Source organism: Rhizobium sp. GCM10022189 (assembly GCF_042656325.1).
In the GTDB taxonomy this organism is placed as follows: Bacteria; Pseudomonadota; Alphaproteobacteria; order Rhizobiales; family Rhizobiaceae; genus Rhizobium.
The window spans coordinates 140,121-162,869 of sequence record NZ_JBHSOR010000004.1; the positions used below are offsets into that span (position 1 = coordinate 140,121).

Annotated in this window: 19 protein-coding genes; 12 read left to right on the top strand and 7 right to left on the bottom strand. The window is 61.7% G+C overall.

The genetic code is table 11. From position 1 onward, the window contains the following. Positions 1-110: 110 nt before the first annotated feature. Positions 111-1,019: a LysR family transcriptional regulator gene (locus ACFPWW_RS05105; RefSeq protein ID WP_377310796.1), complete on the bottom strand. Its 909-nt coding sequence runs from the start codon at positions 1,017-1,019 to the stop codon at positions 111-113. A gap of 180 nt (positions 1,020-1,199) precedes the next feature. Here ACFPWW_RS05105 and ACFPWW_RS05110 point away from each other — a divergent pair, with 180 nt between their 5' ends. Further along, positions 1,200-1,928, top strand: coding sequence for a hypothetical protein (locus ACFPWW_RS05110; RefSeq protein WP_112563575.1), 729 nt, complete (start codon positions 1,200-1,202; stop codon positions 1,926-1,928). A gap of 112 nt (positions 1,929-2,040) precedes the next feature. On the opposite strand, the gene lysS is transcribed toward ACFPWW_RS05110, so the two are convergent. From lysS to ACFPWW_RS05135, 5 genes are all read right to left on the bottom strand, one after another. Beyond that, a complete protein-coding gene (lysS, locus tag ACFPWW_RS05115) occupies positions 2,041-3,537 on the bottom strand; it encodes a lysine--tRNA ligase (protein ID WP_377310799.1) in 1,497 nt (498 codons plus the stop codon). Between the two features lie 22 nt (positions 3,538-3,559). After that, positions 3,560-5,014 (bottom strand): glutamate--tRNA ligase, encoded by a 1,455-nt coding sequence (gltX, locus tag ACFPWW_RS05120; RefSeq protein WP_112703777.1) that lies wholly within the window; start codon positions 5,012-5,014, stop codon positions 3,560-3,562. A gap of 304 nt (positions 5,015-5,318) precedes the next feature. Then, complete coding sequence (locus ACFPWW_RS05125) at positions 5,319-6,068, bottom strand: TerC family protein (protein WP_112703776.1); 750 nt, start codon at positions 6,066-6,068, stop codon at positions 5,319-5,321. Between the two features lie 101 nt (positions 6,069-6,169). Further along, on the bottom strand, positions 6,170-7,009 hold the full coding sequence (locus tag ACFPWW_RS05130) for an AraC family transcriptional regulator (RefSeq protein ID WP_377310801.1): 840 nt from the start codon (positions 7,007-7,009) through the stop codon (positions 6,170-6,172). 105 nt (positions 7,010-7,114) lie between these two features. Next, positions 7,115-7,795, bottom strand: coding sequence for a TetR/AcrR family transcriptional regulator (locus ACFPWW_RS05135; RefSeq protein ID WP_377310803.1), 681 nt, complete (start codon positions 7,793-7,795; stop codon positions 7,115-7,117). 153 nt (positions 7,796-7,948) lie between these two features. On the opposite strand from ACFPWW_RS05135, the gene ACFPWW_RS05140 reads away from it, so the two are divergent. The 6 genes from ACFPWW_RS05140 (at position 7,949) to ACFPWW_RS05165 (ending at position 15,301) form a co-directional block, all read left to right on the top strand. Then, positions 7,949-9,157: an HlyD family secretion protein gene (locus ACFPWW_RS05140; RefSeq protein ID WP_112703774.1), complete on the top strand. Its 1,209-nt coding sequence runs from the start codon at positions 7,949-7,951 to the stop codon at positions 9,155-9,157. Positions 9,158-9,181: 24 nt separating this feature from the next. After that, the gene (locus tag ACFPWW_RS05145) at positions 9,182-10,780 is read left to right on the top strand and encodes a DHA2 family efflux MFS transporter permease subunit (protein ID WP_112754787.1); all 1,599 of its coding nucleotides are present in this window, start codon (positions 9,182-9,184) and stop codon (positions 10,778-10,780) included. 159 nt (positions 10,781-10,939) lie between these two features. Beyond that, a complete protein-coding gene (locus ACFPWW_RS05150) occupies positions 10,940-11,965 on the top strand; it encodes a LacI family DNA-binding transcriptional regulator (protein ID WP_112703772.1) in 1,026 nt (341 codons plus the stop codon). Between the two features lie 21 nt (positions 11,966-11,986). Beyond that, positions 11,987-13,441, top strand: a complete 1,455-nt coding sequence (xylB, locus tag ACFPWW_RS05155; RefSeq protein ID WP_377310806.1) for a xylulokinase — start codon at positions 11,987-11,989, stop codon at positions 13,439-13,441. A gap of 35 nt (positions 13,442-13,476) precedes the next feature. Further along, the gene (gene xylA, locus ACFPWW_RS05160) at positions 13,477-14,787 is read left to right on the top strand and encodes a xylose isomerase (RefSeq protein WP_112703771.1); all 1,311 of its coding nucleotides are present in this window, start codon (positions 13,477-13,479) and stop codon (positions 14,785-14,787) included. A 127-nt stretch (positions 14,788-14,914) separates the two neighbouring features. Further along, complete coding sequence (locus ACFPWW_RS05165) at positions 14,915-15,301, top strand: ester cyclase (RefSeq protein ID WP_377310809.1); 387 nt, start codon at positions 14,915-14,917, stop codon at positions 15,299-15,301. A 12-nt stretch (positions 15,302-15,313) separates the two neighbouring features. Here ACFPWW_RS05165 and ACFPWW_RS05170 read toward each other — a convergent pair whose 3' ends face one another. After that, positions 15,314-16,345, bottom strand: coding sequence for a LacI family DNA-binding transcriptional regulator (locus tag ACFPWW_RS05170; protein ID WP_112563599.1), 1,032 nt, complete (start codon positions 16,343-16,345; stop codon positions 15,314-15,316). Between the two features lie 167 nt (positions 16,346-16,512). On the opposite strand from ACFPWW_RS05170, the gene ACFPWW_RS05175 reads away from it, so the two are divergent. The 5 genes from ACFPWW_RS05175 to ACFPWW_RS05195 all read left to right on the top strand — a co-directional run bounded on the left by ACFPWW_RS05175 (position 16,513) and on the right by ACFPWW_RS05195 (position 22,677). Then, on the top strand, positions 16,513-18,036 hold the full coding sequence (locus tag ACFPWW_RS05175) for a sugar ABC transporter ATP-binding protein (RefSeq protein ID WP_377310811.1): 1,524 nt from the start codon (positions 16,513-16,515) through the stop codon (positions 18,034-18,036). Between the two features lie 80 nt (positions 18,037-18,116). Continuing rightward, entirely contained in the window at positions 18,117-19,121 is a 1,005-nt protein-coding gene (locus ACFPWW_RS05180) for an ABC transporter permease (protein WP_112563603.1), read from the top strand. A gap of 86 nt (positions 19,122-19,207) precedes the next feature. Beyond that, on the top strand, positions 19,208-20,155 hold the full coding sequence (locus ACFPWW_RS05185; protein WP_112563605.1) for a substrate-binding domain-containing protein: 948 nt from the start codon (positions 19,208-19,210) through the stop codon (positions 20,153-20,155). A 250-nt stretch (positions 20,156-20,405) separates the two neighbouring features. Further along, the gene (locus tag ACFPWW_RS05190; RefSeq protein ID WP_112703768.1) at positions 20,406-21,461 is read left to right on the top strand and encodes a sugar phosphate isomerase/epimerase family protein; all 1,056 of its coding nucleotides are present in this window, start codon (positions 20,406-20,408) and stop codon (positions 21,459-21,461) included. A gap of 28 nt (positions 21,462-21,489) precedes the next feature. After that, the gene (locus tag ACFPWW_RS05195) at positions 21,490-22,677 is read left to right on the top strand and encodes a Gfo/Idh/MocA family protein (RefSeq protein WP_112563609.1); all 1,188 of its coding nucleotides are present in this window, start codon (positions 21,490-21,492) and stop codon (positions 22,675-22,677) included. Positions 22,678-22,749: the final 72 nt, after the last annotated feature.

The following is a 22,749-nucleotide window of genomic DNA, read 5'->3' on the forward strand; positions in this document are numbered from 1 at the left end:
CCGGTTCGGTGCCGCTTTTGCGGCGTTTTGTTCCCGGAAGAAAGGGTGACGCGGAATTCCCGGTTTCGCAAATTCATTTATCAGAACGGCGATATCGGAAATTCCGATAGTCAACGGGACCGCCCCGAGCGCATGTTCTCGGCGATGGCGACGAAATCGCGTGCCGCCTGCGGCAGGCTGGAACCCTTTCGCCAGACCATGCCGACCTGAACGACGGGCAGGGAGCCGGAGACATCGCGGCTTTCGATGCGGTCGCCTTCCAGCGACCAGGGGCGGTAGACGAGATCGGGCAGCAGCGCGATGCCGGCGCCGGTCGCCACCAGGCTGCGCACAGCCTCCACCGACCGGGTCCTGAATGCGACATGCGGACGGGCGCCGAGCGCGGTCAGCAGTTTGCCGGTATTCTCCTCGATTTCGTCCACAGTCAACATGATCAACGGCTCGCGGGCGATATCGGCAATGGAAATAATGTCGGCCGAGACCAGCGGGTGGCCCATCGGCAGCCAGAGGCGATAGGGCGAGGTTTCCAGAATTTCGGCCTGCAGGGCCATGCGATCACGCATATTTGAAATGACCATGACGGCGACATCCAACTCGCCGCCGACGAGCAGATGTTCGAGATAGCCGCCATTGTCTTCGATGGCGCTGACTTCGACGCCGGGGCAGGCGCGGCGGTAGCGGGCCAGGAGATCGGAGAGAACGTAACCTGCGACAAGCGAGGTGACGCCGATATTCAGCGTGCCGGAGGGAACGTTCTGCTGATCGGAAAAACTGGTGCGCGCGTCGGAGACGGTCGCCAGGATTTTCGTGGCATGACGCAGGAACTGGTGGCCGTTATGGGTAATCGAGAGCCCTCGCGGGTGACGTTCGAACAGAACGACGCCGAGGTCGTTTTCGAGTTCTTTCAGCGCCTCGGTGATCGAGGATTGGGAAATCGACAGATTCTGTGCGGCACGCGTGACCGAGCCCTGTTCGGCAACGGCGACGAAATATTGGATCTGGCGAAGCGTGAAGGCCATGGCATTTTAGAGCATGTGCCCGAGCGGTCTGGCAAGCGCACAAGCGGCCGGACCTTTTTTGGTATTTTGCCAATTCGGGACAAAGTCGGACGGCCCATTTAAAGATTCGGAAACGTCATTTCCCTTAGTTTCACAGTCACTTGTATTGCGTTGGAGTTTTCAGATGGCGGAGCAGTTGGCGTGAAGGCCTTACTGCGCATATTCCGGCCTTCCCGGAAATTGGCTTTGATCATCGGTGGCAGCGCCCTGTTGGCGGGCGTTTCCGGCGGTGCTGCGGTTTATGTCGGCAAGGACAGGCTGCTGGGTGACGAGGAATCCGCCGATGGCGTTGCCTGCACCGACGTCAATCTGGTGACGATCAAGAAGCAGGATCATGTCTGGGTCCGCAAATACATCAAGACCGAACCTGTCGACGGCATGACGCGCATCAAGACGGCGCTGCGCGTCGCCCAGGCGGTCTATGAGGCGCAGAAGCCCGACCTCGTGCAGGTGGTCGTCCTCGACGAGAACGGTCCGACCCTGCGCTCGGATATTCGCGGTCGGGCGATCGGCGCCGACGTCGTCTATATCGCCCATCCCGACAAGATGGTCGAGGGTCTGAACGACAAGCCCTATACGGCCCGTTACTACGACGGCAAGGCGAGCGAGCGCGGCCTCTTTTACGGCGAGCGCATCGAATTGCCGGACGACCAGATCGCGGCACTGAACGCGAGCCTCAAGGATCCGGCCGATTGCATCGACCCGGTTGCCGTTGCCTCCACCAAGGGTGAGGCAAAGCCGGCTGGCGGACATGGCGCCGCGCCGAAGGAGCCCGAGGAACCGTCCGCCGAAGAGCAGGCGGCCAAGGATGCGGCAGCGTCCGCAGAGGCCGCCCCTGCAGAAGAACCACCGGCCAAAAGCGGCCACTGAAGCCAGAAATCTCCAGCCCGCCGGCGATCGCCTGATCTCGGGGGCGTTTACGACAAAACAAAACGGAGCGTCCTTTCGGGCGCTCCGTTTTTAGGTTCAGGCGATGCGTTTCTCAGTCAGCCTTGTTGCGGCGGGCCGGGAAGAGGATGACGTCGCGGATCGACGGCGCGTTGGTGAGCAGCATGATGAGACGGTCGACGCCGATGCCGAGCCCGCCGGCCGGCGGCATGCCCTGGTCGATCGCATCGAGGAATTCCTCGTCGAGCTGCTTTTCCTTCTCGCCGCGGGCATGCGCCTGCTCGAGCTGCTCGACCATGCGGCGGCGCTGCTCTTCCGGGTCGTTGAGTTCGGAGAAGGCATTGCCGAGTTCCCAGGCGTTGCAATAGGTCTCGAAACGCTCGACGAGGCGCGGCTCGCCCGGCACTTCCTTGGCGAAGGGCGAAATGTCCTTCGGGAAATGCGTGACGTGCGAGGGCTGGATCAGCGTCTGCTCGACCTTCTCTTCGAAGATGAAGGCGAGGCATTCGCCCCAGGTCCAATCCTTTTCCACTTCGAAGCCGGCAGCCTTGGCGGCGGCGCGGGCTTCCTCGTCGGTCTTGATCGCCAGGAAGTCGATGCCGGTGACTTCCTTGACGGCGTCAGGCATGGGCACGCGCTTGAACGGTCCCTTGAAGGACATGGTCTTGTCGCCGAAGGGGAATTCCGTCGTGCCGTGGATGGAGAGCGCCAGGGTCTCGAACAGCCGCTCGACGAGGTCCATGATGTCCTCGTAATCGGCATAGGCCCAGTAGCACTCCATCATGGTGAATTCCGGATTGTGCCGGGTGGAGACGCCTTCGTTGCGGAAGTTGCGGTTGATCTCGAAGACCTTGTCGGTGAGGCCCGAGACCAGTGTGCGCTTCAGGAACAGTTCCGGCGCGATGCGCAGGTACATGTCGAGCTTCAGCGTGTTGTGATGCGTCTTGAACGGCTCGGCGGTCGCACCGCCGTAGACCGAATGCAGCATCGGCGTTTCGACTTCCATGAAGCCGTCATTTTCCATGAAGCGGCGGATGCCGGAGAGGATCTTCGAGCGCTGCTGGAAGCGCAGCTTGGATTCCTCGTTGGTCATGATGTCGAGATGGCGCTTGCGGTAGCGCAGCTCGATGTCGGAGAGGCCGTGCCACTTTTCGGGCATCGGCAGCAGCGACTTGGTCAGCATCTCGATCTTCTGGGCATTGATCGTCAGCTCACCACGCTTGGTGCGGCGCACGATGCCGGTCACGCCGATGATGTCGCCGATATCGATCATCGGCAGCAGGGCGCGGGCTTCCTCGCTCGTCACGTCCTTGTGCGAGAAGATCTGGATCTTGCCGGAGGCGTCATGGATATCCATGAACATGCCGGAATTGCGCGAGGAATAGACGCGGCCGGCGACGGTCACGACATCCTGCGTCTCGACATCGGGCTCCAGGCTCTCGTATTTCGCGGCAAGTTCCGCATTGTTCATCGTGCGGTGGAAATGCGCCGGATAGACCTCGCCGATCTGTTCGCGCAGCAGCCTCAGCTTCTGGGCGCGCACTTCCGTTGCGTCGGAAGAAAGGGTGCTTTCTGTCTTGTTGTCAGCCATTGCCGGAATCCTCTGACTGTTCTTACTTTGCGCCGACGAGGGCGGCGACCGCCTGCGAGGCGAGTTTCAGGCGCTGGCGAACGACCGAGCGGCCGAGGATCGCCATGGAATCAAAGAGCGGCAGCGAGCGCGACGAGCCGGAAACGGCAACGAAGAGCGGTGCGACGACGACCTTCAGCTTCTTGCCCATGCGGTCGGCGATGGCGCGCAGCTCGGCTTCGATCGTCTCGACATTCCACTCCAGGATCTTTTCGAGATCCGGCTGGACGGTGTTGAGGATCTCCAGAATCTCTTCCGGCGGCGACTTGATCTTGGCGAAATCGGACGGCTGCAGGCCGAGATCGGACTTCAGCAGGAAGCCGGCGAGATCGGGCAGTTCGCCCAGCTTGGAAATGCGCGTCTGCGACAGGCGCAGGCCAGCCATCAGGCGGTCGTTCTCCATGGCCCAGTTGAACACACGAGAGCGGAATTCCTCTTCCGACAGCTTTTCGCGGATCCAGCGGCCGTTCAGCCAGTCGAGCTTCTGGATGTCGAAGATCGCGCCGGCCTTGGACAGGTTTTCCGGATCGAACTTTTCGGAGAGTTCGTCCATCGTCAGGAGTTCTTCGCCTTCGGCGATCTGGATGAAGAACAGGCCGAGGAAGTTCATCAGCGCTTCGGGGATATAGCCGAGCGCGGAATAGTAAGAGATCGAGGTCGGGTTCTTGCGCTTCGACAGCTTGGACTTGTCGGCATTGCGCATCAGCGACAGATGCATGAACACCGGCTGGTCCCAGCCGAAATAGCGATAGAGCAGGATGTGCTTCGGCACGGAGGCCAGCCATTCCTCGCCGCGCGCGACATGGGTGATCTTCATCAGATGGTCGTCGATGACGTTCGCCATATGATAGGTCGGCATGCCGTCGCCCTTGATGAGCACCTGCATGTCGACGGAATCCCACGGGATCGACACGTCGCCATAAACGCCGTCGGTGAAATCGCAGGAGCCTTCCGTCGGGATCTTCATGCGGATCACAGAGCTTTCGCCGGCGCCCATCTTGGCCGTGACTTCTTCAGCCGTGAGGCTCAGGCAGAGACCGTCATATTTCGGCTGCTTGCCGGCGGCACGCTGGGTCTCGCGCATCTGCTCCAGCCGCTCGGGCGTGCAAAAACAGCGGAAGGCATGGCCCTTGTCCAGGAGTTCCTGGGCATAGGGCTGATACATGTCCTTGCGGTCGGACTGGCGATAGGGGCCGTAGGGGCCGCCGATATCGGGGCCTTCCTTCCATTCCAGCCCGCACCATTTCAGCGCATCCAGCACCTTGGTTTCGAATTCGGGGGTCGAGCGCGTCGCATCGGTGTCCTCGATGCGCAGGATGAACTCGCCGCCGTGCTTCTTGGCAAAGAGATAGTTGAAAAGAGCGATGTAAGCGGTGCCGACATGCGGCTCGCCGGTCGGCGAGGGAGCGATGCGGACGCGGACGCCGGAAGCTGTCATTTTTATGTGCCCGTCAATGAGTGCCGAGCGGCTTTTCGATGAAAGCGACGTCCGGCCTGGAGAATGCAGATATCTTGCAGAAATCGGCTGGAGCAAGGCATATGCCCGCGTAATCGGCCAATTATCCGTGTGGCTGCGCTTAGGCCATATTCAAAAGGGCGCGTCAAGAAAAACCGCTTCCGGCGGGCCTCTTGCGGGTTCTCGGATCGTCCGCTCGTCAGGAATGACGGGCAGGCCCGCAGAAGAACCTCCGCCCTAGCGAGCAGGGCGGGGGCAACAATCAGCTTCTTATGGGTCGGCGGCCTTAGTGGCTGCCCTCACGCTTTCGACGGCGGGCGTTCCTGGCGAACATGTTCAGCACTTCGACCAAGGCCGAGAAGGCCATCGCGGCGTAGACATAGCCCTTCGGCACGTGGAAGCCCATGCCGTCGGCGATCAGCGTCGTGCCGATCATCAGCAGGAAGGCGAGCGCCAGCATGACGATCGTCGGGTTGCGCTCGATGAAATTGGCGAGCGGCGTTGCGGCCACAAGCATGACCGTGACGGCGGCGATGACGGCGATCACCATGATCGGGAGATGCGGCGTCATGCCGACAGCGGTGATGATGCTGTCGACCGAGAAGACGAGATCGAGCAGCAGGATCTGGCCGATCGCGGAGGCGAAGCTCGTGCCTGTCGCGCCTGCGATGAAATTCTCCTGGTGATCCTCCGGATCGACATTGTGGTGGATTTCCTTGGTGGCCTTCCAGACGAGGAAGAGACCACCGGCGATCAGGATCAGGTCCTTCCAGGAGAAGCCGTGGCCGAAAAGCTCGAAAAGAGGTTCGGTCAGCTGGACGATCCAGGCGACCGTGCCGAGCAGGGCAAGACGCATGATGAGGGCAAGGGCGATACCGGTCCTGCGGGCTCTTTCCCGATGCTCCGGCGGCAGCTTGTTGGTGAGGATGGAGATGAAGATCAGGTTGTCGATCCCGAGGACCACTTCCATCACCACGAGCGTAACAAGCGCCACCCAGGCAGCCGGGTCCTGAATGAGCGTCATGATATCCTGCATCGGCGTATTTCCCCCTTGCGTCGCTTACGGACGCGGACAATGTATCGTTGCGGCCCTGCCGGGCAAGCGCCGCAAGGGGGTATACGAAAACGATCAGGCTTTTATTCCTTGATCGGCAGCCAGATTTCCGTCACCCCCATTCCGGTATAGGGATCGAAGCGGTCGTCGTAGCGCTCGAACATGTCGGGCATGCTGCCATGTTCAAGGCCGGACGTCGGCCACCAGTTGCCGAAGATCAGGTCCATCGTGGCCGCTATTCCGGAAACGTGACCGTGGTGGGAGAAGACGGCGTAGCGCTGGGCAGGCAGCTTCAATGTCGCAAAACCTGCCGGGAGATCGTCGGCGTCGGCCACTTCGGCGGCGGCCATATAGCGGAATTTCTCGGCCTCGCCGTCGATATGGGTGCAGATCCCGTAGGCGACGTTGCCTTTCTGGTTGGCGATATGGCCGAAATGCTGGTTGAACCTCTGCCGGAGAGAGGGGATCGCGGCGTTGCCGCCATAGGCATAGGTTTCCTGCAGGCCGGCGAACAGCATCGGCGGCAAGGTTTCGAAACGCGGCGGTTCCATATCGGTGAGGTTTGCGGTTTTCATCCTGGTCGGCTCCATCAAAGCAAGGTTGCGAATGTGCCCCTGTCGCCGCACCGCCTCCGGTGTCATGCCGAACTGGTCGCGGAAGGCACGGGTGAAAGCCTCGTGCGAGCCGTAGCCCGCGCCGAGGGCAACCTCGAGAATGCTGGACGAGCCTGAGATGAGGGATGGCGCGGCATTGCTGAGGCGCCTTGCCCGGATATAGGTGCTGATCGAATGGCCAGTCACCAGACCGAAGACGCGCGAAAGATGGTAGCGCGACAATCCGGCAGCTTCGGCGATGTCGTCGAGGCTTATGTCGGTTTCGAAATGGCTCTCGATGAACCATATCGCCCGTCCGATGGCGCTCATCTCTTCTCCCCTGGTTGCCGCCCTATTCGTAGAGCAAATGCGGCGGCCGGATTTGATCGCTATTGCGCAAATCCGGCGGAAAACCGATCGGGGTTGGGATGCGGATCAGGCGAGTTCGTTCTTGCGGACGCCGTAGGCGGCCATGAAGACATGGATCGCGCCGCGGATGACACGCTCCATCTCGCTGCGCGGCGGCGGGCCGTCGATATTGCCGAAGAGACGCAGCTTGAAGAAGCTGCCGCTTGCAAGATCGAGGAACTGACCGGCGGCGAGATCGATATCGTCGATCTTCAGGGTGCCGGCCTGGACGTGCCGCTCCAGAAAGTCGTGCATGATGGTGCGCAGGTTCTGCGGCCCCTTGAAGAAGCGCTGACAGAGAAGCGGCATGCGTTCGCGCACGCCGAGCACGGTGCGCATGGCGTCGATGACCTTGTCTTCCGTCATGTGCGTGATGAAGGTCATCCCGAATTCGTACAGGCCGGCCTCGACGTCATCATGTTCTGCGAGCACCGAACGTACGGCTGCGACGAAGGCAGCGCGTTCGGTCTCGATCATGGCGTGGAAAAGCTCTTCCTTATTGGCGAAGTAGACATAAAGCGTTCCCTTGGAAACGCCGGCCTCGCGGGTCACGTCGTTCATGCTGGCCGCATCGAAGCCCATCTTCATGAAGACGCGCCGGGCACCGTCCAGGATCTGCTGGCGCTTGGCCGGATCCTCGCCCGCAGCAAAGCGGCCTCCCGGATTGGGTGGGCTGAATACGACGGTGTCCTCGGGCTTCAGTGTCATGTCTCCTTAACCGTCTTTGCGAATTCGGGCTTTCTTTTAAAGAAAGCGAACCGATTGGTTCTATCCATCTTGATATGAAGTCAAAAACCATTTATGTCAACTGAACCGAACCGTTCAGTTCGATTATTTTACTCCAGATCGGTAGCCCTGTTTATGTCGACCAACCAGAAAAGCAACGTCGCGCGCATCGTCAGCGAAAATGCCGGCGCCGAAGAGGTGAAAGCGGAAGCAGCTGCTCCCGCCGAAGCTCCGAAGGCAGAGGCACCGAAGACGGCGCCTGCACAGTCCGCGCCTGCTGTCGCGCCGGCTGCCGCCGCTCCGAAGAAGCGCCGCAGCCTCGTGCTGCCCGTCGTCGTGCTGGCGCTTCTGGCCGGTGCCGGCTGGTACGGATACGACTGGTGGACCAACGGCCGGTTCCTCGTCTCGACCGACGACGCCTATATCGAGGGCGATATCGCGACGATCTCGCCGAAGGTCACCGGCTATGTCGCGAAGGTGAACGTTGTCGCCAACCAGGAAGTCAAGGCGGGCGAGGTTCTCGCGATCCTTGATAACGGCGACTACCAGAACGCCCTCGACCAGGCGAACGCCCAGATCGCGACCGAGCAACTGTCGCTCAGCCGCATCGACGCGCAGATCGAAGGCGCCAAGGCGAGCCTCGTGCAGGCGCAGGCGCAGAAGACTGCGCTTGAAGCCACGGTGCGCGGCGCCGAGATCAAGCAGAAGCGCCAGAGCGACCTGCAGGCGAAGTCGGTCGGCACCACCGCAGACCTCGACGACGCCAATACGGCTCTCGATCAGGCGAAGGCAAACCTTGCCGGCGGCGACGCCAATATCGTCGCAGCCCAGGCCAATATCGCCATCCTCGAGGCACAGCGCAAGGAAGCGGAAGGTTCCGTCCGCACGCTGGAAATCCAGCGCGACAAGGCCGCCCGCGACCTTTCCTTCACGGTGCTGAAGGCTCCCTATGACGGCGTCGTCGGCAACCGGTCGGTTCAGGAAGGCGATCTGGTTTCGCCCGGCCAGCGGCTGATGGCGCTCGTGCCGACCCGCCAGCTCTATATCGACGCCAATTTCAAGGAAACGCAGATCCAGCATCTCGTTCCCGGTTCGAAGGTAAACATCCAGGTGGATGCCTATAGCGATTATCCGATCGTCGGCACCGTCGAATCGATCTCGCCGGCCTCGGGTTCGGTCTTCTCGATGCTGCCGCCGGAAAATGCCACCGGCAACTTCACCAAGATCATCCAGCGCGTGCCGGTTCGCATCGCCCTGCCGCAGGATGCGCTTGACAGCGGCCGCCTGCGCGCCGGTCTCAGCGTCGTCGTCGACGTCGATACCCGCACGGCGCCGGTAAAGTAAGCGCTCGAGGGCGGAGGTAGTTCCATGGCGGGGAGTGCGACAGCAACGGCAGGTTCGATCCCGGCAGCGCCCGCGCATGCCGCCGATCGCATGGACCCGAGAAAGCTCATCGCCTTCTTCGCGATGGTGCTCGGCATGTTCATGTCGATCCTCGACATCCAGATCGTTTCTGCCTCGCTTGCGGAAATCCAGGCCGGCCTTTCCGCCGGCACGGACGAAATCGGCTGGGTGCAGACGGCCTATCTGATCGCCGAAGTCATCATGATCCCGCTGTCGGGCACGCTCGCGCGCATCATTTCGACGCGTTACCTCTTTGCGATTTCGGCCGCCGGCTTCACCATGTCGAGCGCGCTGGCCGCGACGGCGACGAATATCGACCAGATGATCGTCTATCGCGCCATTCAAGGCTTTATCGGCGGCGGCATGATCCCCTCCGTCTTTGCCGCGGCCTTCACGATCTTCCCGCCGTCGAAGCGCGCGATCGTCTCGCCGATCATCGGCCTTATCGCGACGCTGGCGCCGACCATCGGCCCGACGGTCGGCGGTTATCTCAGCCACGCCTTCTCCTGGCACTGGCTGTTCCTGGTCAATATCGTGCCCGGTATCATCGTCACGCTCGTCACCTGGAACTTCATCGATTTCGACAAGCCGGAACTGTCGCTCTTCAGGAAGTTCGACTGGTACGGGCTGCTTGCCATGGGTGTCTTCCTCGGCGCGCTGGAATATGTACTGGAAGAGGGCAATTCGAACGACTGGTTCAACGACAGCTATATTGTCGCGGGCGCCGTCGCATCGACCGTCGCTTGTGTCATCTTCTTCTACAGGGCCTTCACCGTGGAGTTCCCGGTCGTCGACCTGACGGCATTCTCGAACCGGAATTTTTCCTTCGGATCGGTCTTTTCCTTCGTCATGGGCATCGGCCTCTACGGGCTCACCTATATCTATCCCGTCTATCTCGGCCGCATCCGCGGCTACGATTCGCAGATGATCGGCGAGACGATGTTCGTATCGGGCCTTGCGATGTTCTTCACCGCGCCGATCGCCGGCCGGCTGTCGACCAAGCTCGACCTGCGCCTCATGATGGCGATCGGTTTCGTCAGCTTTGCGTCCGGCACCTACATCATGACGCATCTGACGCAGGACTGGGACTTCTACGAGCTTTTCATCCCGCAGATCCTGCGCGGCTTCGGCCTGATGATGTGCATGGTGCCGATCAACAATATCGCGCTTGGCACCCTGCCGCCGGCGCGTATTCGCGGCGCATCCGGCCTCTTCAACCTGACGCGCAACCTCGGCGGCGCTGTCGGCCTTGCGATCATCAATACGGTGCTGACCAGCCGCCAGGACGTGCATTACGAGCGCCTGCGCGAGAATGTGCACTGGGGCAATACCGCCGCGATCGATCAGATGAACAACATGACCGCGAACTTCAACAGCTGGGGCCTGGACGGTGCCAATGTCGCCGTCAAGCAGATGGTTGGCCTGGCTACCAAGCAGGCGATGATCCTTTCCTTCGGTGACATCTTCCTGATGCTCACCGTCCTCTTCCTGGCGATGGTCCTTGGCGTCGTCATGATCAAGAAACCCGCGCCGCAAGGCGGCGGGGGCGGTGGCGGCCACTGACCTCCGGCCGTCATTCGCAAGAAAGGCCCTCTTCGGGGGGCCTTTTTGCTTTTCTGCACGGGCCGGTTTCCGATCCTTGAACGAGGGGTCGTTCAGCTTCCGCATTTTTTGATTTACGTACATCAAAATTGGCGCTAATGGTCTCGTCCAGGAGGAGTGATGAGGCCAACCGTTCATGATATCGCCGCTGCGGCGGGCGTCAGTCTTGCGACTGTGGACCGGGTCCTGAACCAGCGGCCGGGTGTGCGGCATGTGACGCGGGAGAAGGTCGAAACCGCGATCCGCGATCTCGGCTACGTGCGCGACGTGGCCGCCGCCAACCTCGCCAAGGGGCGCGTTTACCCGCTGACCTTCATCCTGCCCGCCAGCGACAATTCCTTCATGCACGGCCTCAACGCGGAAATCCGCGCGGCAATTGCGCGCTCGGCAGCCGAGCGCACCGATATCCGCATCGTCGAAGTGCCGGCTTTCGATCCGCAGGCGCTGGTGCGCGAGCTGGAGACGGTCGCCGCCGAAAAGCCTTCAGGTGTCGCGCTCGTGGCCACCGACGCACCCGATGTGCGCGCGGCTGTGGACCGGCTGGTCCATGACGGCATTCCGGTCGTCACGCTCGTTTCCGATCTGACGGGATCGCTGCGCCATCATTATGCCGGCGTCGACAATATCGCGGCAGGGCGAACTGCCGCGCGCCTGCTCGGCCGGTTCCTCGGCAGTGCCGCGGGCGAGATCGTCGTGCTGGCCGGTTCCATGCTCGTGCGCGACCATCGCGAACGCCTGGAAGGCTTTGCCTCCGTCATGGCGCAGGAGTTTCCGGCGCTGCATCTGCTGCCGGTGCTCGAGGGGCGCGACGACCCTGAAGTCGCCCATATGCTGATTGCGGATGCGCTTCGGAAAAACGGCGGCATCATCGGTATCTACAGCCTTGGCGCCGGCAATCGCGGTCTGATCCGGGCACTGAAGGAGAAGGCAGCCGACAGGACGCTGACGGTGGTCGCCCATGAATTGACGGCGCACACGCGGGCAGCGCTCATCGACGGCACGATCGACGCAATCCTCAATCAGGATGCCGGCCACGAGGTGCGCAGCGCGATCCGTGTTCTCAAGGCAAAAGCAGACGGGCTTGCGGTGATCGACGCGCAGGAGCGCATCCGCCTCGACATATTCCTGAAAGACAACCTGCCGTAACGGCAAAGGGAGAAACATCACATGTATCTGGGTCTCGATCTCGGCACCTCGGGCGTCAAGGCGATGCTGATCGACGGCGATCAGAAGATCGTCGGTTCCGCCAACGGTTCGCTCGACGTTTCGCGTCCGCATTCCGGCTGGTCCGAACAGGAGCCGGCTCATTGGGTGCGCGCCACGGAGGAGGCTGTCGCCGGCCTCAAGGCCAAACATCCGAAGGAGCTTGCCGCGGTCCGGGGTATCGGCCTTTCCGGGCAGATGCACGGCGCAACATTGCTGGACGCTTCCGACAAGGTGCTGCGCCCCTGCATCCTCTGGAACGATACGCGTTCCCATGTCGAGGCTGCGGCACTCGACGCCGATCCGCGCTTCCGCAAGCTGACCGGCAATATCGTTTTCCCCGGCTTTACCGCGCCGAAGCTTGCCTGGGTTGCCAAGAACGAGCCCGCGATCTTCGCCAAGGTCGCCAAGGTTCTGCTGCCGAAGGACTATCTGCGCCTCTGGCTGACCGGCGAGCATATTTCGGAAATGTCGGATTCGGCCGGCACGTCCTGGCTCGATACCGGCAAGCGCGCCTGGTCGTCCGAGCTGCTGGCCGCCACCAATCTCGACGAAAAGCAGATGCCGACACTGATCGAAGGTACGGAGCAGGGCGGCAAGCTGCGCGCCGAACTCGCCTCCGCCTGGGGCATTTCCGGCGAGGCCGTCGTTGCCGGCGGCGCCGGCGACAATGCGGCTTCGGCCTGCGGCATGGGCACGGTCAGCGATGGCGCCGCCTTCGTTTCGCTCGGCACGTCGGGTGTGCTCTTTGCCGCCAACGCCGCCTATCTGCCGAAGCCGGAAAGCGCCGTCCATGCCTTCTGCCATGCACTGCCGAATACCTGGCATCAGATGGGCGTCATCCTGTCGGCCACCGACGCGCTGAACTGGCATTCGTCCGTCACCGGCAAGTCGGCCGCCGATCTGACCGGCGAGCTTGGGGAAAGCCTGAAGGCGCCGACCGGCGTTACCTTCCTGCCCTATCTCTCGGGCGAGCGCACGCCGCATAATGATGCCGTCATTCGCGGCGCCTTCATCGGCCTCGAACATGAAAGCAGCCGTGTGGTGCTCACGCAGGCGGTGCTGGAAGGTGTGTCCTTCGCGATCCGCGACAATCTCGAAGCGCTGCGCTCGGCCGGCACGGATATTTCCCGCGTGACCGCGATCGGCGGCGGTTCGCGTTCGCGCTACTGGCTGGCTTCGATTGCGACCGCGCTCGGCGTTCCGGTCGACCTGCCGGCCGACGGCGATTTCGGTGCGGCCTTCGGTGCCGCCCGCCTCGGCCTGATTGCGGCAACGGGTGCCGATCCGGTTGCCGTCTGCACGCCGCCGGTCACGGCCGGCACGATCGAACCGGTCGCTGCGCTGAGCGGCGCCTATGAAGAAGCCTACAAGCGCTACCGCGCGACCTACCCGGCGATCAAGTCGCTGGCGCATTGATCCATTCATAAGAGCTGAACCCAAGGAGAACCCAAATGAGCACCGGATTTTTCGGCGACATCCAGAAAGTGAAGTACGAAGGCCCAGACAGCACCAACCCGCTGGCCTTCCGCTACTACCAGCCGGACGAAATCGTTCTCGGCAAGCGCATGGAAGACCATCTGCGCTTTGCCGTCGCCTACTGGCACACGTTCACCTGGCCGGGCGGCGACCCCTTCGGCGGCCAGACCTTCCTGCGTCCGTGGTTCGAAGACACGATGAAGGCTGCAAAGCTCAAGGCTGACGTGGCCTTCGAATTCTTCTCGCTGCTCGGCGCGCCCTACTACTGCTTCCATGACGCCGATGTGCGCCCGGAAGGCAAGAATTTTGCCGAGAACACCAGGAACCTGAACGAGATCGTCGATTATTTCGCCGAGAAGCAGGCTGCCACCGGCACCAAGCTGCTCTGGGGTACGGCGAACCTCTTCTCGAACCGCCGCTACATGTCGGGTGCTGCGACCAACCCCGATCCGGATGTCTTTGCCTTCGCCGCCGCGACGGTCAAGACCTGCATCGACGCCACGCAGAAGCTCGGCGGCGAAAACTACGTTCTGTGGGGCGGCCGCGAAGGCTATGAAACCCTGCTCAACACCGATCTCGGCCGCGAGCTCGACCAGCTCGGCCGCTTCCTCAACCTCGTCGTCGAGTACAAGCACAAGATCGGCTTCAAGGGCACGATCCTCATCGAGCCGAAGCCGCAGGAGCCGACCAAGCACCAGTACGACTACGACGTCGCGACCGTCTACGGCTTCCTCAAGAAGCACGGCCTCGAAAACGAAGTGAAGCTCAACATCGAGCAGGGCCACGCAATCCTCGCCGGCCATTCCTTCGAGCACGAGCTGGCGCTTGCAAACGCGCTCGGCATTTTCGGCTCGATCGACATGAACCGCAACGACTACCAGTCCGGTTGGGATACGGACCAGTTCCCGAACAACGTTCCGGAAATGGCGCTTGCCTATTACCACGTCCTGGCGGGCGGCGGCTTCAAGACCGGCGGCACCAACTTCGACGCCAAGCTGCGCCGCCAGTCGCTCGATCCGGCAGACCTGCTCATCGGTCACATCGGCGGCATGGATTGCTGCGCCCGCGGCCTGAAGGCTGCCGCAAAGATGATCGAGGACAAGGCTCTCTCCAAGCCGCTCGCAGACCGCTATGCCGGCTGGGATTCGGCCGAAGGCCAGAAACTCTTCCGCGGCGAATACTCGCTGGAGGAAATCACGCAGTGGGTCGAGAGCAAGGACGTCAACCCGCAGCCGAAGTCCGGCAAGCAGGAACTGCTCGAAAACATCGTCAACCGCTACGTCTGATACGGGTTTGATTTCCGATGGGCCGGGGAACGACAGTTCCCCGGCTTTTTTATGTGCGGGTCGACATTGTTTGGTGCTTTCACCGTCCTAAATTCCAGCCGACGACCTACGGACGGGGATCGTTTCCATGACGGATACCGAGCTTTCAGATCTCTATCGCGGCTATATTGCTTGCCTGAACAGCCAGGACTGGCCGAATCTCAGCAATTTCGTGCATGAGGATGTCAGTTATAACGACAAGCGTATCGGGCTCTCCGGCTATCGTCAGATGCTCGAAGGCGATTTCCGGGCTATCCCGGACCTGTCCTTCGATATCGGCATGCTGGTCTGCGAGCCGCCGCGCGTCGCGAGCCGCCTGCTTTTCGACTGCACGCCGAAAGGGATGCTGTTCGGTCTGCCGGTCAACGGCAAAAGGGTGCGCTTTGCCGAGAATGTCGTCTATGCGTTCATGGACGGCCGGATATTCGAGGTCTGGTCGGTCATCGACAAGGCGGCCATCGAGGCTCAGCTTTAGAAACCAGCCCGGTTATCGCTTCTGCCAGTTGCGTGGCGGCGCCGAGACCGAGTTGCGCACGACGAGATCCGGCCTGAGCAGGATTTCCGTTTCGGCGGGCCGGCCGTCGGAGAGAAGTTCCAGGAGCAGCGCCATGGCCTGTTTGCCGATCGCCGTGCGCGGCTGGCGGATCGTCGTCAGCGACGGGCTCATGAAGACGGCCTGCGGCACGTCGTCGAAGCCGGTGACGGAGAAATCCTGCGGGATGTTGTAGCCACGCGCATTGAGGCCGATCATGACGCCGATCGCCGTCTGGTCGTTGACGCACATGAAGGCGGTGGGCAGCGTATCGCGCATGAAGAGCTGCTCCACCGCATGGCGGCCGCTCTCGATCGTGCCGTCGCCTTCCAGCACGATACGCATGTCCTTCGGAACCTCGGCGGCGTCGAGACCGGCGTCATAGCCTTGCCGGCGACGGCTATAGGCAAGGCGCGTGCGGGAATCGCCGATGAAGGCGATCTTGCGATGGCCTTCCGCCAGAAGCAGGTCGACAGCCTTCCTCGCACCCTCGATATCGTCGACGCCGACATAGGGGATGCCGCCGTTGAAGACAGGTTCGAACACGCCGACGCTCGGCGGCAGCTGCGCCGTCACCATCTGATGGCCGAAGGGCAGGATGCCGGTAAAGAGGATGAGGCCAGCCGCCTGGTTGGAGCTGAAGAATTTCAGATATTCGAGGCCGCGCTGCGCATCGTTCTGCGTATGGCCGATCAGCACGCCATAGCCATGGGCGCGGGCCTCGTTTTCCAGTCCGATCAGGATGTTAGAAAAATTGGGGTCGCCGATATCGGGCGCCACGACCAGAATCATGTTGGAACGGCCAAGCCGCAGGCTGCGCGCCATGGCGTTGGTCGTATAACCGGTGATGGCGATCGCCTGGTTGACCTTCAGCCGCGTGGAATTGGCCACCTTTTCGGGCGTGTGGATTGCCCGCGAAACCGTCGCGATGGAAACCTCGGCGATCCGGGCGACGTCTTCGATCGTTGCGGGCGTGGAATTCGACACGGGGGCTCTGCCTTGGGCTGTCTTCGCCGCACACTACACAGACTCGCCGGGAGGTCAAAGGCAGCCGCCAACAAGTCTGTGTAAATCAATCATGTAAACCTTTACATGCCCCATGTAAAGGTTTACATATGCTTGGCGTAAGCGGATGGGAGCCGCAGGAGGAAGTTATGACCGAGACCGCAGAGGCTGCGCCAGTGGTGTTGTCCGCCAGGCGCATATGCAAGTCTTTCAGCGGCGTGCAGGTTCTTTTCAGCGTCAATTTCGATCTTCGCGCCGGTGAAATCCACGCGCTGATGGGTGAAAACGGCGCCGGCAAGTCGACCCTCGTCAAGATCCTTTCCGGTTTCGAGCAGCCCACATCGGGCGAGATCCTGCTTGACGGCAAGCCCGTGGTTCTGCCGCCGAACGGCGCGGCCGAGGCGCTCGGGATCGTCATCATCCATCAGGAGTTCAATCTTGCCGAACATCTGACGGTGACAGAGAGCCTGTTCCTCGGTCGCGAGGTGACGCATTTCGGCGTGCTCGACCGCAAGTACATGCGGGCGGAAACCCGTCGCGTGCTGGATATGCTCGGCTCCCATGTCGACGAGAATGCGATGATCAGCTCGCTCTCGATCGCCGAGAAGCAGATGGTCGAGATTGCCAAGGCGATCAGCCGCGATGCGCGCGTCGTCTTCATGGACGAGCCGACGGCGGTGCTGTCGCGCGAGGAAACCAACATCCTCTTCAAGCAGGTGCGCAAGCTGCGCGACCAGGGGACGAGCTTCGTCTTCGTTTCCCACAAGCTCGACGAGGTCATGGAGCTGACCGACAAGGTCACTGTCCTGCGCGACGGTCAGTGGGTGAAGACGGCGCCGACCTCCATGCTGGACGGAGAGTCCATCGCGCAGCTGATGGTCGGCCGTGAACTTTCGAGCCTCTATCCCGCCAAGGTGGAGCCCGATGTCGACGAGGAGATCGTTCTTCGCGTCAGCGGGGTGTCGACCGGCTATGTGCAGGATGCGAGCTTCGATGTGCGCAAGGGCGAGGTCATCGGCTTTTCCGGCCTCATCGGATCGGGGCGTACGGAATTGATGGAGGCGATCGCCGGGCTGCGCTCGCGGCTTTCGGGTGAGGTCGTCATCCACGGGGAAAGCGTACATTCGGGCGATGCGCGCGCGGCCAATCGCGCCGGCCTTGCCTATATGACCAAGGATCGCAAGTCGAAGGGACTGCTGCTCGGTTCGGGCATGATCGCCAACCTGACGCTCCAGTCTCTGGAACGGCATGTCAGCCATGGCTATCTAAGCCCGAGCAGCGAGGCGGCGGCCCTTGCCAAGGCCAGGCGGCGTTTCGATATCCGCGTGCGCGACGGCAATATCGTTGCCGGGCGTATGTCCGGCGGCAACCAGCAGAAGCTGCTTCTCGCCAAGGTGATGGAAACCGAGCCGCAGATCATCATCATCGACGAACCGACGCGCGGCATCGATGTCGGCACCAAGCAGCAGATCTACCATTTCATCTCCGCACTCGCCCGCGACGGGCGGTCGATCATCGTCGTGTCTTCGGAAATGCCCGAGGTGATCGGGCTCTGCACGCGGGTCGCCGTCATGCGCGAAGGACGGATCGTCGGCATCCTCGAAGGGGATGAAATTTCGGAACAGGAAATCATGCGTTACGCCGCAGGGCTGAAGCGTCAGGCGGCTGCCTGACGCCGGCAAGGCACGCCAAGGGCTGGGTGCGCAACAGACAAGATGCCCAGCAATAATGGGACGGGAGGTTCGTTTTGGACATGAGTGTTAACGAGGAGACCAGGGAAATCCGGCGCAGATCCTGGCGTGACGTCGATCTGCGCGCGATTGCGCCCTTTGCCGCGCTGGTCTTGCTCCTCATCGTGGGCGCACTGGTCAATCCGAATTTCATCGGCATCACCAACCTGACCAATGTCGCGACGCGTTGCGCCTTCATCGCCATCATCGCCGTCGGCGCAACCTTCGTGATCTCGGCCGGCGACCTCGACCTCTCCGTCGGCTCGATGGTCGCCTTCGTCGCCAGCCTTATGATCCTGCTCATCAATTCCGGCGTCATCGCCGATCCGGTGCTGATGCTGACGGCTGCCGTCGTCTTCGCCGTGGTCGCCGGCGCGCTCTGCGGTCTCGCAAACGGCCTTATCACGACGGTCGGCAAGATCGAGCCTTTCATTGCAACGCTCGGTACGATGGGCATCTATCGCGGCCTGACGACTTGGTTGTCGCAGGGCGGTGCGATCACGCTGCGTTCGGCCGATATCCAGACGCTTTATCGCCCGGCCTATTTCGGCAATATCCTCGGCATCCCCGTGCCGATCGTCGTTATCCTTGTCGTCACCGCCGTTGCGGCCTTCATTCTCTACCGCACGCGCTACGGCCGTCATGTCGTGGCGGTCGGCTCCAACAGCGACGTTGCCCGCTATTCCGGCATTGCGGTCAACCGCGTGCGCACGATCGCCTTCGTCATCCAGGGTCTCTGCGTGGCGATCGCCGTGCTTCTCTACGTTCCGCGCCTTGGCTCGACCTCGGCAACGACCGGCATCCTGTGGGAGCTGCAGGCGATCACGGCTGTGGTCGTCGGCGGTACGGCGCTGAAGGGCGGTGCGGGCCGCGTCTGGGGCACGATCTGCGGCGCCTTCATTCTCGAGCTCGTCGGCAACATCATGCTGCTTTCGAACTTCATCAGCGAATACCTCATCGGCGCGATCCAGGGTGCGATCATCATCATCGCCATGCTGGTCCAGCGGTCGCTGGTGCGCAAATCGTAAGGCGGAGCTGCTTTTGGGATTGGCCGGGTATCCAGGGCACCCGGCCCGGATTGAACAAGTCCCTGATATTTTTGGGAGGAAATAGCATGCGCAAGCTCATGTTGGGTCTGGCGGTTGCGGGGGTGGCTTTTGCCGGCGCAGCCTACGCCCAGGACAAGAACTACACGATCGGCGTGTCCATTCCGGCCGCCGACCACGGCTGGACGTCGGGCGTCGTGTTCCATGCCGAGCGCGTTGCCAAGAAGCTGATGGCCGAACATCCGGGCCTGAACGTGATCGTCAAGACCTCGCCGGATGCGGCGACGCAGGCAAATGCCGTGCAGGACCTCGATACGCAGGGCATCGACGCTCTGGTCATCCTGCCGTCGGATCCGGATCCGCTCGTCAACGCCATCAAGGAAGTCAAGGACAAGGGCAAGTTCGTGGCGCTTGTCGACCGCGCGCCGTCGAACAACGACAATTCCGTGCGTGACCTCTACGTCGCCGGCAACAACCCGGCGCTCGGCGAAGTCGCCGGCAAGTACATTGCCGAAAAGACGCCGGAGGCTCAGGTCGTCGTCATCCGCGGCCTGCCGATCCCGATCGACCAGCAGCGCCAGGACGGTTTCGACAAGGGCATTGCCGGCTCGAAGGTCAAGGTTCTCGATCGCCAGTACGGCAACTGGAACCGCGACGATGCCTTCAAGGTCATGCAGGACTACCTGACCAAGTACCCGAAGATCGACGTCGTATGGTGCCAGGACGACGACATGGCTGTCGGCGTTCTCCAGGCCATCGAGCAGGCCAAGCGCACCGACATCCAGTATGTCGTTGCCGGCGCCGGTTCCAAGGACATGATCAAGAAGGTCATGGACGGCGACAAGCTGATCCCGGTCGACGTTCTCTATCCGCCGGCAATGGTCGGCACGGCCATGGAACTGACGGCTGCCTCGCTCTACGATCAGGTTCCGGTTCACGGCAACTACATCCTCGATGCGACGCTCGTCACCAAGGAGAACGCCAAGAACTTCTACTTCCCGGATTCTCCGTTCTGATATCTGCTTTCATCGATGCGCCCATTCGAAAGGATGGGCGCATTTTTCATGCCTTCAGACAAGTTGCAGCCAAAATGCGCTACGTACCTCTTGCCGATCCGCGGCGAGCGTGATTAGGTCCAGACCGCGTTGATTTTCGGCTCACCCGCTCAAATCCATCGCATTGGCGGGGAGGCGCCTTTTCTTTACCGGACGGCGCACTAAGATTTCTCGAAAACGTTTACGATCGATATTCAGGGAGGAAACTGACATGAAGACGATCAAGGGACCCGGCCTGTTCCTCGGGCAGTTCGCGGGCGATACCGCGCCTTTCAATTCCTGGGACGCGATCACCAAGTGGGCGGCCGATATCGGCTACAAAGGCGTGCAGGTTCCGACCTGGGCAAGCCAGCTCATCGATCTCAAGAAGGCGGCGACTTCTAAGGATTACTGCGACGAGTTCGCAGGCAAGGCGCGCGAAAACGGTGTCGAGATCACCGAGCTTTCCACCCACCTGCAGGGGCAGCTCGTTGCCGTTCATCCTGCCTATGACGAAGCCTTCGACGGTTTTGCCGCACCGGAAGTGCGCGGCAACCCGAAGGCACGTCAGGAATGGGCCGTGCAGCAGGTCAAGTATGCGCTGACGGCTTCCAAGAACCTCGGCCTCAAGGCCCATGCGACCTTCTCGGGTGCGCTTGCCTGGCCCTTCATCTATCCGTGGCCACAGCGTCCAGCCGGTCTCGTCGAGACCGCTTTCGACGAGCTGGCCCGCCGCTGGAAGCCGATCCTCGATCATGCCGATGAAAACGGCATCGATGTCTGCTACGAAATCCATCCGGGCGAAGACCTGCACGATGGCATCACCTACGAGATGTTCCTGGAACGCGTCGGCAACCATCCGCGCGCCAACATGCTCTATGACCCGTCGCACTACGTGCTGCAGTGCCTCGACTATCTCGACAATATCGACATCTACAAAGACCGGATCAAGATGTTCCACGTCAAGGATGCCGAGTTCAACCCGACCGGACGCCAGGGCGTCTATGGCGGCTATCAGGGCTGGGTCGAGCGTGCCGGCCGCTTCCGTTCGCTGGGCGACGGCCAGGTCGATTTCGGCGCCGTCTTCTCCAAGATGACCGCCAACAATTTCGACGGCTGGGCCGTGGTCGAATGGGAATGCGCGCTGAAGCATCCGGAAGACGGTGCCCGTGAAGGCGCCGAATTCGTTGCGGCGCACATCATCCGCGTCACCGAAAAGGCCTTCGACGATTTTGCTGCCGGCGGCACCGATCAGGCCGCCAACCGGCGCATGCTGGGTCTGGCATAAGCCGGTTTCGAGAATCGAGGAGTATACTATGGCAATCGAAGCATCATCCGAACAGACCCGCGAGCCACGCATCCGGCTCGGCATGGTGGGCGGCGGGGCAGGGGCCTTCATCGGCGCCGTTCATCGCATCGCGGCGCGTATCGACGACCAGTACGATCTGATCGCCGGTGCGCTGTCGTCCACGCCGGAAAAGGCCGTTCAGTCTGGTCGCGATCTCGGCCTTGATCCGTCGCGCACCTATTCCAGCTACCGGGAAATGGCGATCCGCGAAGCCAAGCTGAAGAACGGTATCGAAGCCGTTTCCATCGTCACGCCGAACCATGTGCATTATGACGCGGCCAAGGAATTCCTGCGCCGCGGCATCCATGTCATCTGCGACAAGCCGCTGACATCAAACCTTGCCGACGCCAAGAAGCTGAAGAAGGTTGCCGACGAGAGCGGCGCGCTGTTCATCCTGACGCACAACTACACCGGCTATCCGATGGTTCGTCAGGCGCGCGAAATGGTCGCCAACGGCGAACTCGGCGATATCCGCATCGTCCAGGCCGAATATCCGCAGGACTGGCTGACGGAAGCGATCGAACAGTCCGGCCAGAAACAGGCGGCATGGCGCACCGACCCGGCCCAGTCGGGTGTCGGCGGTTCGACCGGCGATATCGGCACGCATGCCTATAACCTGGCTTCGTTCATCACCGGCCTCGAACTCGACAGCCTTGCTGCCGATCTCGACAGTTTCGTGCCGGGCCGTCGTCTTGACGACAACGCCCATGTGATGCTTCGCTTCAAGGCCAAGGGTTCGGAAAAGCCGGCCAAGGGCATGCTCTGGTGCAGCCAGGTAGCACCCGGCCACGAGAACGGCCTCAAGGTGCGCATCTATGGCACCAAGGGCGGTATCGAATGGGTCCAGGCCGATCCAAACTATCTCTGGTACACGCCGTTCGGCGAGCCGAAGCGGCTGATTACCCGCAACGGCGCCGGCTCCGGCGCGGCCGCGGCCCGCGTTTCGCGCATCCCGTCCGGTCATCCGGAAGGCTATCTGGAAGCTTTTGCGACGATCTATACGGAAGCCGCACACGCCATCAACGCCCACAAGAAGGGCAAGGCGGTTGACAAGGCTGTGGTCTACCCGACCGTCGATGACGGTGTGAAGGGCGTGGCTTTCGTCGAGGCTTGCGTCGCCTCGTCCAAGCGCAACGGCGCCTGGGTCAAGGTCTGAGTTTCCGCGCCGAGAGGCATCCATTGCCTGAAACGCCGGGGTGGTCGATATCGCCCCGGCGTTTTCATTTGC

What these genes read in the sequence shown, in the direction of transcription:
- gltX (WP_112703777.1), bottom strand. Translation starts at nt 5,014, where the DNA reads ATGACAGCTTCCGGCGTCCGCGTCCGCATCGCTCCCTCGCCGACCGGC.
- xylB (WP_377310806.1), top strand. Translation starts at nt 11,987, where the DNA reads ATGTATCTGGGTCTCGATCTCGGCACCTCGGGCGTCAAGGCGATGCTG.
- ACFPWW_RS05145 (WP_112754787.1), top strand. Translation starts at nt 9,182, where the DNA reads ATGGCGGGGAGTGCGACAGCAACGGCAGGTTCGATCCCGGCAGCGCCC.
- ACFPWW_RS05185 (WP_112563605.1), top strand. Translation starts at nt 19,208, where the DNA reads ATGCGCAAGCTCATGTTGGGTCTGGCGGTTGCGGGGGTGGCTTTTGCC.
- ACFPWW_RS05175 (WP_377310811.1), top strand. Translation starts at nt 16,513, where the DNA reads ATGACCGAGACCGCAGAGGCTGCGCCAGTGGTGTTGTCCGCCAGGCGC.
- ACFPWW_RS05165 (WP_377310809.1), top strand. Translation starts at nt 14,915, where the DNA reads ATGACGGATACCGAGCTTTCAGATCTCTATCGCGGCTATATTGCTTGC.
- ACFPWW_RS05125 (WP_112703776.1), bottom strand. Translation starts at nt 6,068, where the DNA reads ATGCAGGATATCATGACGCTCATTCAGGACCCGGCTGCCTGGGTGGCG.
- ACFPWW_RS05140 (WP_112703774.1), top strand. Translation starts at nt 7,949, where the DNA reads ATGTCGACCAACCAGAAAAGCAACGTCGCGCGCATCGTCAGCGAAAAT.
- xylA (WP_112703771.1), top strand. Translation starts at nt 13,477, where the DNA reads ATGAGCACCGGATTTTTCGGCGACATCCAGAAAGTGAAGTACGAAGGC.
- ACFPWW_RS05135 (WP_377310803.1), bottom strand. Translation starts at nt 7,795, where the DNA reads ATGACACTGAAGCCCGAGGACACCGTCGTATTCAGCCCACCCAATCCG.
- ACFPWW_RS05195 (WP_112563609.1), top strand. Translation starts at nt 21,490, where the DNA reads ATGGCAATCGAAGCATCATCCGAACAGACCCGCGAGCCACGCATCCGG.
- ACFPWW_RS05180 (WP_112563603.1), top strand. Translation starts at nt 18,117, where the DNA reads ATGAGTGTTAACGAGGAGACCAGGGAAATCCGGCGCAGATCCTGGCGT.
- ACFPWW_RS05105 (WP_377310796.1), bottom strand. Translation starts at nt 1,019, where the DNA reads ATGGCCTTCACGCTTCGCCAGATCCAATATTTCGTCGCCGTTGCCGAA.
- ACFPWW_RS05130 (WP_377310801.1), bottom strand. Translation starts at nt 7,009, where the DNA reads ATGAGCGCCATCGGACGGGCGATATGGTTCATCGAGAGCCATTTCGAA.
- ACFPWW_RS05190 (WP_112703768.1), top strand. Translation starts at nt 20,406, where the DNA reads ATGAAGACGATCAAGGGACCCGGCCTGTTCCTCGGGCAGTTCGCGGGC.
- ACFPWW_RS05150 (WP_112703772.1), top strand. Translation starts at nt 10,940, where the DNA reads ATGAGGCCAACCGTTCATGATATCGCCGCTGCGGCGGGCGTCAGTCTT.
- lysS (WP_377310799.1), bottom strand. Translation starts at nt 3,537, where the DNA reads ATGGCTGACAACAAGACAGAAAGCACCCTTTCTTCCGACGCAACGGAA.